At 49.8% G+C, this 11,052-nt stretch carries 9 protein-coding genes; 4 read left to right on the top strand and 5 right to left on the bottom strand.

Annotation, left to right across the window (positions count from 1 at the left end):
* Window positions 1–513: 513 nt before the first annotated feature.
* Entirely contained in the window at window positions 514–1,161 is a 648-nt protein-coding gene (locus GTGU_RS01930) for a YchE family NAAT transporter (protein ID WP_038153837.1), read from the bottom strand.
* 546 nt (window positions 1,162–1,707) lie between these two features.
* On the opposite strand from GTGU_RS01930, the gene adhE reads away from it, so the two are divergent.
* A complete protein-coding gene (gene adhE / locus GTGU_RS01925; RefSeq protein WP_038153835.1) occupies window positions 1,708–4,386 on the top strand; it encodes a bifunctional acetaldehyde-CoA/alcohol dehydrogenase in 2,679 nt (892 codons plus the stop codon).
* A 79-nt stretch (window positions 4,387–4,465) separates the two neighbouring features.
* On the opposite strand, the gene tdk is transcribed toward adhE, so the two are convergent.
* Entirely contained in the window at window positions 4,466–5,107 is a 642-nt protein-coding gene (gene tdk, locus GTGU_RS01920; protein ID WP_038153834.1) for a thymidine kinase, read from the bottom strand.
* A 568-nt stretch (window positions 5,108–5,675) separates the two neighbouring features.
* On the opposite strand from tdk, the gene hns reads away from it, so the two are divergent.
* Window positions 5,676–6,089: a histone-like nucleoid-structuring protein H-NS gene (gene hns / locus GTGU_RS01915; protein WP_038153833.1), complete on the top strand. Its 414-nt coding sequence runs from the start codon at window positions 5,676–5,678 to the stop codon at window positions 6,087–6,089.
* Between the two features lie 169 nt (window positions 6,090–6,258).
* Here the strand turns inward: hns and galU are convergent, their stop codons facing one another.
* The 3 genes from galU to rssA all read right to left on the bottom strand — a co-directional run bounded on the left by galU (window position 6,259) and on the right by rssA (window position 9,362).
* Window positions 6,259–7,158: a UTP--glucose-1-phosphate uridylyltransferase GalU gene (gene galU / locus GTGU_RS01910; RefSeq protein ID WP_038153831.1), complete on the bottom strand. Its 900-nt coding sequence runs from the start codon at window positions 7,156–7,158 to the stop codon at window positions 6,259–6,261.
* Window positions 7,159–7,353: 195 nt separating this feature from the next.
* Window positions 7,354–8,367 (bottom strand): two-component system response regulator RssB, encoded by a 1,014-nt coding sequence (gene rssB / locus GTGU_RS01905; RefSeq protein WP_038153829.1) that lies wholly within the window; start codon window positions 8,365–8,367, stop codon window positions 7,354–7,356.
* Window positions 8,368–8,444: 77 nt separating this feature from the next.
* A complete protein-coding gene (rssA, locus tag GTGU_RS01900) occupies window positions 8,445–9,362 on the bottom strand; it encodes a patatin-like phospholipase RssA (RefSeq protein WP_038153827.1) in 918 nt (305 codons plus the stop codon).
* A gap of 115 nt (window positions 9,363–9,477) precedes the next feature.
* On the opposite strand from rssA, the gene GTGU_RS01895 reads away from it, so the two are divergent.
* Both GTGU_RS01895 and purU read left to right on the top strand, forming a co-directional pair.
* Window positions 9,478–9,936, top strand: coding sequence for a YchJ family protein (locus tag GTGU_RS01895; protein ID WP_038153823.1), 459 nt, complete (start codon window positions 9,478–9,480; stop codon window positions 9,934–9,936).
* Window positions 9,937–9,984: 48 nt separating this feature from the next.
* Complete coding sequence (gene purU / locus GTGU_RS01890; RefSeq protein WP_038153822.1) at window positions 9,985–10,827, top strand: formyltetrahydrofolate deformylase; 843 nt, start codon at window positions 9,985–9,987, stop codon at window positions 10,825–10,827.
* The last annotated feature ends 225 nt before the right edge of the window (window positions 10,828–11,052 follow it).

Here is an 11,052-nt window from a genome sequence, read left to right as displayed (position 1 = left end):
TACTCTGTACATCAGGCCGGAAAGTAGCAAATGGCTTACTGCGTCGCCAATACAATTTGCAAATTTGTTAAGCAATTCTCTTTTACTGAACAAGTTACCCTGTCGCAACCTGTCGGTGCTTTTTTATAAGACCCTCGAACAGTAATATTATCAGTGAGTTAACCTGATGCATAAGAAAACACTTTCAGTCGAAACCAGGAGTGGATGTTTTTTGCACAAAAACTTAACAATTGATTATTATTTAGCACATTCAACTGCCTGTTAACTGAAATTACTAATATCATTTCAATTATCCGACAGCAAGCCCAAGAGTATCATGTGACAGAAATAACATCGCAGGGCGGTTTCTGCCGGATGTGCAAACACACAGCAGGCACCTAACCTACTGATATACAATACGTTAAATGAATATCAGAAAAGATTATGCTAAATGCGTTTTTCAAATAAATTGATATGATTTGCGAATATTAAAGCGGAAACGGCGCAGAATGCGCCGTTTCGCAGCAGACAGATTCAGCTCAGAAGACCCGGGAAAATCGCTTTTATACCGGTGACGATGAATTCGATGCCCAGCGCCATCAGCAACAGACCCATAATACGGGTGACAACGTTAATACCGGTTTGCCCCAGAAGACGTACCAGCCAGGGGGCGAGACGAAAAACGCCCCAACAACAGAAGGCAAAAAGCGCGATGGCAATAGAAAAGCCAATCAGGTGCGCCAGGCTGTGATAACGGGTTCCCCAGACGATGGTGGAACTGATGGCCCCCGGCCCCGCCATAAGCGGCAATGCCAGCGGCACAACGCCGACATTCTCGCGGATCGCTGTTTCTGATTTTTCCTGCTTGTTCTGTTTATCTTCACCCAGTTTGCCGCTGATCATCGACATCGCAATGGTAACGACAAGAATGCCGCCCGCGATACGGAAGGAATCGATAGAAATACCAAATAATTGCAGGATGCCATCCCCTAAAAACAGTGACGTCCAGAGAATAATGGCAACCGACAGTGTGGCGGTAAGATTGGTTTTGTTTCTGACCGGGGCCGTCTGGTAGCTGGTCATACTAATGAAGACAGGGATAATCCCGACCGGGTTAACCAGAGCAAAAAGCCCGATAAAAAATTTGGTGTACGTGGGAAAATCAAACAAGGTTTGAATCACGCTCAGCTCCGCAGGCTCATCAAAATGGGTCGTTGACGTAAATATAAAGCAAGGCTGTGATCGGTTAGATCACAATCGCGATGCTGAGCCTCTCGCGTGTAAAGCGGGACACAGCCTGTTATCCGCGCTGAAGATACGCTTTTTACGAGTATAGTTCACCTCAATTCTTCTTAAAAAATGGCTTCATTACAGGGTGTTATATATTCATTTAGTTTATGTTAATGTCGTCCTGCCATTGAAAACGATTCCGTCACAATTGCTACAAATGCCGTGAAATGGGCTGCTGAAAGGTGTCAGCTTAGGTTTATCTTGATCCAGATCACGTAATTTGTACTCAGAAGTGAGTAATCTTGCTTACGCCACCAGGGAGTACAGCGTCATTCGTTAGTGGTGCCTGAGGTGAGGCTCTTTTAGTAAATCTGTGAATCGGGATCGTAAGTAATCAGCTGTTTTGCTGGCCCTTACGCAAGCAACAAACGTGCTGTCTATACTGATTTAGCGTGCAGCTGATTTACTAAAAAAGTTTAACATTATCAGGAGAGCATTATGGCTGTTACTAATGTCGCTGAACTTAACGCGCTCGTTGAACGCGTCAAAAAAGCCCAGCGTGAATATGCCAGTTTCACTCAAGAGCAAGTAGATAAAATCTTCCGCGCTGCCGCCCTGGCCGCTGCAGATGCTCGAATCCCTCTCGCTAAGATGGCCGTTGCCGAATCCGGCATGGGTATCATCGAAGATAAAGTGATTAAAAACCACTTCGCTTCTGAATACATCTATAACGCATACAAAGATGAAAAGACCTGCGGCGTGCTGTCTGAAGACGACACCTTCGGGACTATCACCATTGCTGAACCTATCGGCATCATCTGCGGTATCGTTCCGACCACTAACCCGACTTCAACGGCTATCTTCAAATCGCTGATCAGCCTGAAAACCCGTAACGCCATCATCTTCTCTCCGCATCCGCGTGCTAAAGATGCTACCAACAAAGCGGCGGACATCGTTCTGCAGGCCGCTATCGCTGCGGGTGCGCCAAAAGACCTGATCGGCTGGATCGATCAGCCATCTGTTGAATTGTCCAACGCGCTGATGCACCACCCGGATATCAACCTTATCCTGGCGACCGGTGGTCCGGGCATGGTTAAGGCGGCTTACAGCTCCGGTAAACCGGCAATCGGCGTAGGCGCGGGTAACACGCCTGTGGTTATCGACGAAACCGCTGATATCAAACGTGCTGTAGCTTCTGTATTGATGTCCAAAACCTTCGATAACGGCGTTATCTGTGCTTCTGAACAGTCCGTTGTCGTTGTTGACTCTGTTTATGATGCAGTTCGCGAACGTTTCGCCAGCCACGGCGGCTACCTGCTGCAGGGCAAAGAGCTGAAAGCCGTTCAGGACATCATCCTGAAAAATGGCGCGCTGAACGCGGCTATCGTGGGTCAGCCGGCGTATAAAATCGCTGAACTGGCTGGCTTCACCGTTCCGGCCACCACCAAGATCCTGATTGGCGAAGTGAAAGTTGTCGACGAAAGCGAACCGTTCGCACACGAAAAACTGTCTCCGACCCTGGCGATGTACCGTGCGAAAGACTTCGAAGACGCGGTTGATAAAGCTGAGAAACTGGTTGCGATGGGCGGTATCGGTCATACCTCCTGCCTGTATACCGACCAGGACAACCAGCCAGAACGCGTGAACTACTTCGGTCAGATGATGAAAACCGCGCGTATCCTGATCAACACCCCGGCTTCTCAGGGTGGTATCGGTGACCTGTACAACTTCAAACTCGCACCTTCCCTGACTCTGGGTTGTGGTTCCTGGGGTGGTAACTCCATCTCTGAAAACGTTGGTCCGAAACACCTGATCAACAAGAAAACCGTTGCTAAGCGAGCTGAAAACATGTTGTGGCACAAACTTCCGAAATCTATCTACTTCCGTCGTGGCTCACTGCCAATCGCACTGGATGAAGTGATTACTGATGGTCACAAACGCGCGCTGATCGTGACTGACCGCTTCCTGTTCAACAACGGTTACGCTGATCAGATCACCTCCGTGCTGAAAGCCGCTGGCGTTGAAACTGAAGTGTTCTTCGAAGTTGAAGCTGACCCGACGCTGACCATCGTACGCAAAGGTGCTGAACTGGCGAACTCCTTCAAACCAGACGTGATCATCGCGCTGGGCGGTGGTTCCCCGATGGACGCCGCGAAAATCATGTGGGTAATGTACGAACACCCGGAAACTCACTTCGAAGAACTGGCGCTGCGCTTTATGGATATCCGTAAACGTATCTACAAGTTCCCGAAAATGGGCGTGAAAGCGAAAATGATCGCCGTCACCACCACCTCCGGTACCGGTTCAGAAGTGACCCCGTTTGCGGTTGTGACTGACGACTCCACCGGTCAGAAATATCCGCTGGCTGACTATGCGCTGACGCCGGATATGGCGATTGTTGATGCCAACCTCGTGATGGATATGCCGAAATCACTGTGTGCCTTCGGTGGTCTGGATGCCGTGACTCACGCGCTGGAAGCTTACGTTTCCGTGCTGGCCTCTGAGTTCTCCGATGGCCAGGCTCTGCAGGCACTGAAACTGCTGAAAGAGAACCTGCCGGCGTCTTATAACGAAGGTGCCAAGAACCCGGTTGCCCGTGAACGTGTTCACAGTGCAGCGACTATCGCCGGTATCGCGTTTGCGAACGCCTTCCTCGGTGTTTGTCACTCCATGGCGCACAAACTGGGCTCACAGTTCCATATCCCGCACGGTCTGGCTAACGCCCTGCTGATCAGCAACGTTATCCGTTATAACGCGAACGATAACCCGACCAAGCAGACAGCTTTCAGTCAGTATGACCGTCCGCAGGCTCGCCGTCGCTACGCTGAAATCGCCGACCATCTGGGTCTGAGCGCACCGGGTGACCGTACTGCTGCGAAGATCGAGAAACTGCTGGCATGGCTGGAAAGCCTGAAAGCCGAGTTGGGTATTCCTAAGTCAATTCGCGAAGCAGGTGTTCAGGAAGCTGACTTCCTGGCACACGTTGACAAGCTGTCTGAAGATGCGTTCGATGACCAGTGTACTGGCGCTAACCCGCGTTACCCGCTGATCTCCGAGCTGAAACAGATCCTGCTGGATACCTACTACGGACGCGCTTTCACCGAAGGTGAAGCTGCAGCAGAGAAGAAAGAAGCAGCGCCGGTTAAAGCAGACAAGAAAGCGAAAAAAACCGCTTAATTAGACGCAACCCGTAAGTCATAAAAAGCCCCGTCAGATGACGGGGCTTTTTTTATATCGCAAAAACATCCTGAACGGCTCAGACGCCCTGTTCCGTGCCTGAGCGGGATATCCGGTGCTGTTCCTGAATACGGGTAAGAGAGCCTATTGCAAGCGCCTCTTTATAATGCTTGCGGCATACAGAGACATAGCGTTCGTTGCCGCCAATGACCACCTGCTCACCCTCATTAAACGGACGTCCCGCCTGATCGAGGCGCAATACCATGCTGGCCTTACGTCCACAAAAACAAATAGTCTTCAGTTCGACCAGTTTATCTGACCAGGCAAGCAAATACTGGCTGCCAGTAAATAGCTCGCCCCGGAAGTCCGTACGCAGGCCGTAACACAACACCGGGATATCCAGCGTATCTACCACCTCGGAGAGTTCATAGACCTGCTGACGCGTCAGAAACTGGCTTTCATCGACTAATACGCAATTAATCGGCTCACGTGCGTGTTCTTCGCTAATCTCGGTAAACAGTGCGGACTGCTGATTAAAGAGCCTTGCCGGGGATGACAGCCCTATTCTTGAGCTAACCTTGCCCGCGCCAAAACGGTCATCAATTTCTGCTGTATATACCAGCGTCCGCATCCCGCGCTCCTGGTAATTGTAGGAAGACTGTAGCAAAGCGGTCGATTTACCGGCATTCATTGCCGAATAGTAAAAATAAAGTTGTGCCATTGGCGCGGTAACCCCGATCAAAATGTTATATCACGCTGCGAATTGTATCATATTCCACTCGGGTCACAGCGAAGACGCTTCAAACTGTTTCTTTGCCGGGGTAAGTGACTGGTTTTTACAAACTTTCGGTAACACTAATCACTAATAACACTCTATCTACAAGGGATTTAACCTGTTGTTATAGTCGATAGCATCCTACAACAATCCAGAAAAGCATTTTAAGCTGGTTTCATCCGGTGATGATTCGGATTCTAATAAGCTGACAAGGGTTAACGATAAGTCATTTTCCTAATACTTAAGGCTGATATTTATCCACACCCCGGCTAATTCCGCAGGGTTTCTGTGCAAAAACATCAGAGTTTGCCTGAGGTACCCTTACCTTTCCCTTGATAGCAATAACTGTGAATGTTGTGAGCTGACGCGAAAATTTAACTTCCATTAATTAATAATGGCGACAAATATCGGGTAATTTTGAATTCCTTACATTGTCCCCTATTGCACATCTGAATTTATCGCTCTATTATTAGCTCAACAAACCACCCCACAATATAAGTTTGAGATTACTACAATGAGCGAAGCACTTAAAATTCTGAACAACATCCGTACTCTTCGTGCGCAGGCAAGAGAATGCACCCTCGAAACGCTGGAAGAGATGCTGGAAAAATTAGAAGTTGTCGTTAATGAGCGCCGTGAAGAAGAAAGCGCTGCTGCGGCAGAAATCGAAGAGCGCACTCGTAAGTTGCAACAATATCGTGAAATGCTGATTGCTGACGGTATTGATCCAAACGAACTGCTGAACAGCATGGCAGCAGCTAAATCTGGAACTAAAGCCAAACGCGCAGCTCGTCCGGCTAAATATAGCTACGTTGACGAAAACGGCGAAACCAAAACATGGACAGGCCAGGGTCGTACCCCGGCAGTTATCAAAAAAGCCATGGATGAGCAGGGTAAATCTCTGGACGATTTCCTGATCAAAGACTGATTTTCTCATTCTTAATAAATCCCGCACCAGCGGGATTTTTTTTGTCTGAAGCTTTATCAGATTGTAAAAAATCGTCGAATTGATGACGGGCAGACAATAAAAAAACCGGGGATAACCGCACAGTCACTGGCGTTTATCCCCGGTTTTAGCGAGTGAGGCTATCGCTCAGTTAGCTAATAGCCTTGCCCAGCCATTGTTTAAACTCATCGCCCAGGTCATGATGGCGGATACCATATTCCACGAAAGCCTGCATATATCCGAGTTTATTACCACAATCGTGGCTTTTGCCTTTCATATGATAGGCTTCAACCGTTTCTTTCTCGATAAGCATATCAATGGCATCGGTCAGCTGAATTTCATCACCTGCTCCCGGAGGCGTTTTCGCCAGCAGCGGCCAAATTTCGGCACTCAGAACGTAGCGGCCCACAACAGCGAGGTTAGACGGCGCGACATCGGCTTTTGGCTTTTCAACCACGCCAACCATTGGAACGCTCTCACCCGGCGCCAGAGCCTGTCCTTTGCAGTCTACAACGCCGTAAGCGGTAACGTCGTCAACCGGCTCAACCATGATCTGGCTGGCGCCCGTTTCATTAAATCGGGCAATCATCTCGGCGAGGTTATCGCGAGAAAGATCAGACTCGTATTCATCCAGAATCACGTCCGGCAGAATAACAGCAACCGGCTCGTCGCCGACCACCGGATGCGCACAAAGCACTGCGTGTCCCAGACCTTTCGCCAGCCCCTGACGCACCTGCATAATTGTCACATGCGGCGGGCAAATAGACTGAACTTCTTCCAGCAACTGGCGCTTAACACGTTTTTCCAGCATCGCTTCGAGTTCAAAACTGGTATCAAAATGGTTTTCGATAGAATTTTTGGACGAGTGCGTGACCAGTACAATTTCAGTAATACCGGCTGCAATGCATTCATTAACAACATACTGAATTAATGGTTTATCCACCAGTGGCAGCATTTCCTTCGGAATAGCCTTGGTCGCTGGTAGCATCCTGGTACCTAACCCCGCAACCGGGATGACGGCTTTTCTGACTTTTGAATTTAGGGCAGCCATTGAAATCTCCTGAACTGTTCAAACTTTGAACGTGCTCGTTATTAATAACGCGTTGAGTATATCAGTACCGTCATGCAAGCCGGGTCTGAAAAGGACGCGCTAACCTTGAATTAGGATTTATACGCATAACTGTATGGATAGTATCACCGCGCCAGATAAGCGTGAAAAGCTATCTGTCGTTTGCGCGCTGATCGCTCATTCCGCAGACAACATTAAGCGTAATCGCCCGCCCGCACCCCAAATTTGACATTGCCACGAAACACAGCGCTGACTAATTTGGTTAAGGTAAGCATTACCTAAAGTGCCAAGCGGAACACCATTGCTAATCTGTATTTGATGCTCTCCGGTATTCAATGTTCCATTCAGTCCGGCTGACACGAGGATCAAATTTTTTAGCCCACTATGATAATAGCCCACCAGCAAAGGAAACTGACCGGGTAAATTGGCCTGACGGAGCAACTGGTTGACCTGTTTTAGCAAACTTCCCATTTCAGGCAAACGCTGTCGTTGATGTGATAGTTGCTCCTGCAACAATCCATTAAAAAGTGCGCGTAATAATAAAGCAGCAAGAACGCCATTATCACCCGCTCGCGTAACGTCAAGACAATAAAAGGCGAGATCGTGATCAGATAAAGGTGCAATATCCAGCACCAGTCCTGGTTTATCCGCCGAAACCAGCTGGCGGTAATTTATACGGCAGTGAGATATTTCCTGCTGAACTGGCGGCTGCAATTCCTGAAGCAATTTCGCGGCAGCGTGAGGATTACTGGTTAATGCATCCCAGTCATCGAAAAGCCGCTCTTCCTCTTCCACCCTGGAATTGAACATATTCGGGTAAAGACACGCGAAGACTGTTTCCTTGAGCCGATCGAAATCTTTCACTGGTTTAAGCAGAACGTCCTGAACACCAAGGCGTAACGCTCTGGCGATGTCCGCCATATTTTCGGTCGCCGAGATAACCAGAATGGGCATCTGGGCGCCTTCGTTGCGCAGATGTTCGATCAATGCCAGACCATTCATACGTGGCATGGCGATATCACAGATCATCAGGTCAGGCTTATGGTGAGTCATCTTCTCCAACGCATCCACGCCATCCTCTGCCAGGATCGTCGACGCGCCCAGAGATGAAAGCCATGAATTGAGTAGAGTGCGGAAAACGGGTTCGTCTTCGACAATCAGAATCTGTTTTCCCGCCAATGGCTGCGTCATGGTATCTCCCCTGGCTGACGATACGTAAATAGTGGCATGCTATCCGCAGTATCGCCTGTCAGATTTTGCTGAAGTAGTCAAAAAATTCGTTGTTGCATGTCCGTGCGCACAAGCGGCAGCAGTTCATCCATCTTTTTCTCAACAGCGAGCTGTCCGGCAGCAATAGCCGACGCGGCCCGATGAAAATCGAGTGTGGAGATTTGCGGACAAAAAGGTTGCAACAAGATATCTGGCGGATCACCCGCCATACGATTTCGTTTTAACCGGTTTTCCAGTACCTGTATCGACGTCGTCATGATCTCCATCGCGGTCGGCGTTGGAACCGAGCGCCTGGAGCTCATACGGCCCATACGCGCCCGGAGGCGCCCGTGCCATGTCAGATCGTCGTCATCGTTGATGTCATCCGGCGCACTGACTGACAGTAGATCCTGTTGCATCAGATGCGCGTCGTGCTGAAGATCGACAGCAATCACGATATCAGCCCCCAGCGCTCGCGTCAGCGACACCGGAACCGGATTAACCACGCCGCCGTCCACCAGCCAGTAACCGTTATGCATCACCGGCGACATCAAGCCGGGAATACTGCAGGAGGCGCGAACAGCAAGGTGCAAATCACCTTCCGTAAACCAAAGCTCACGTCCGGTACTCAGATTGGTCGCCACCGCAGCAAAACGACGCTCGCAGTCATTAATTTGCTCACAGGGCATCACTTGACGGTACTGGGAAAACACCCGCTCGCCACGGAGCAAGCCGCCACGTCGCCAGGAAAGATCCATCAGACGTAACACATCCCAGTAACTGAATGAACAGACCCACTTTTCCAGCGAGTCCAGGCGGTTACAGGCAAAGGCTGCTCCCACCAAAGAACCAATGGAGCAGCCCGCAACAATGTCTATTTCAATACCCATTTTTTGCAGAGCTTTAATCACACCGATATGCGACCAACCTCGTGCGGCACCCGATCCCAGCGCCAGACCAATTTTCACCTTTCTCATTATTACCGGTGGACATCCTCCCGTCTCAGGCGTAGCCACATCGCCACTGCTCAGTTAACATAGTGCTACCTGGCGCGACTGCGCCGTTATTTTTTGGTGTTCCAGGGAGGCAACTTTGTCACCACTATGCCCCTGCGGCAGCGCTCTCGAGTATAGCCTATGTTGCCAGCGTTATCTGTCTGGCGCTCAGCTTGCGCCGGATCCGTCACAACTTATGCGATCCCGTTACACCGCTTTTGTGATGAAAGATGCCGATTATTTGCTAAAAACCTGGCACTCATCCTGCCAGGCAGCCCTTTTTCGCGGCGATATCGAACGCGGATTCGCCGATACTGAATGGCTGGGTCTCACCGTCTTTGCGACAGAACAAGGACGCCATGAAAATGAAAGCTTTGTCAGTTTCGTCGCCCGTTTTCGTGAACACAATAAGACGGGGGCTATTATTGAACGTTCAAGGTTCTTAAAAGAAAACGGCCAATGGTATTATATTGATGGTACTCGCCCATTGATTGGTCGTAACGATCCCTGCCCTTGCGGTTCGGGTAAAAAATTTAAAAAATGCTGCGGCCAGTAACGCCGCCGTCAACATACAGCACACACCGTCAACAGGATTTTCCCGGCAATGCATTCATTACAACGTAAAGTTCTCCGTACTATTTGCCCCGATCAGAAAGGGCTTATCGCCCGCATTACCAACATTTGCTACAAGCACGAGCTGAACATCGTGCAGAACAATGAATTTGTTGATCACCGTACGGGACGCTTTTTCATGCGTACCGAGCTGGAAGGCATCTTTAACGATGTCACGTTGCTCGCCGATCTCGACAGCGCCTTACCGGAAGGTTCCGTGCGCGAGCTGAACCCGGCCGGCCGGCGTCGCATTGTCATTCTGGTCACCAAAGAGGCTCATTGCCTTGGCGACCTGTTAATGAAAGCCAACTATGGTGGTCTGGATGTGGAAATCGCTGCCGTTATTGGTAACCATGACACTCTGCGCCCGCTGGCTGAACGTTTTGACGTTCCATTTGAGCTGGTCAGCCATGAAGGGCTGTCTCGCGAAGATCATGACAATCTGATGGCGACCGCCATCGAAGCGCATCAGCCAGATTACGTGGTGCTGGCAAAATATATGCGCGTTCTGACACCTTCTTTCGTGGCGCGTTTCCCAAACAAGATCATTAATATCCACCATTCGTTCCTGCCCGCCTTTATCGGCGCACGTCCGTATCATCAGGCATACGAACGTGGTGTTAAGATTATCGGCGCGACCGCCCATTACGTTAACGATAATCTGGATGAAGGCCCGATCATTATGCAGGATGTGATTCACGTGGATCACACCTACACTGGCGACGACATGATGCGAGCCGGGCGCGACGTGGAGAAAAATGTTCTCAGCCGGGCGCTGTATCAGGTGCTCGCGCAGCGCGTATTTGTTTACGGTAACCGGACAATCATTCTGTAATCTCCTGCTAAATGAACTGATTAGCTTTGCATCGTTACGCATAAAAAGCAGGCAAACGGTTCGTTTTTATCGAAGGAAGGCTTTACAGCGGCGCATCATTTGGTATGATGCGCCCCGCTTCCCGAAACGGGAGCAGGCCAGTATTAAGCAATACCCCGTGGTGGGGTTCCCGAGCGGCCAAAGGGAGCAGACTGTAAATCTGCCGTCATCGACTTCGAAGGTTCG

Origin of the sequence: Trabulsiella guamensis ATCC 49490 (genome assembly GCF_000734965.1) — a bacterium.
Lineage (GTDB): Bacteria > Pseudomonadota > Gammaproteobacteria > Enterobacterales > Enterobacteriaceae > Trabulsiella > Trabulsiella guamensis.
This window is presented reverse-complemented; position numbering and strand designations above follow the sequence as displayed.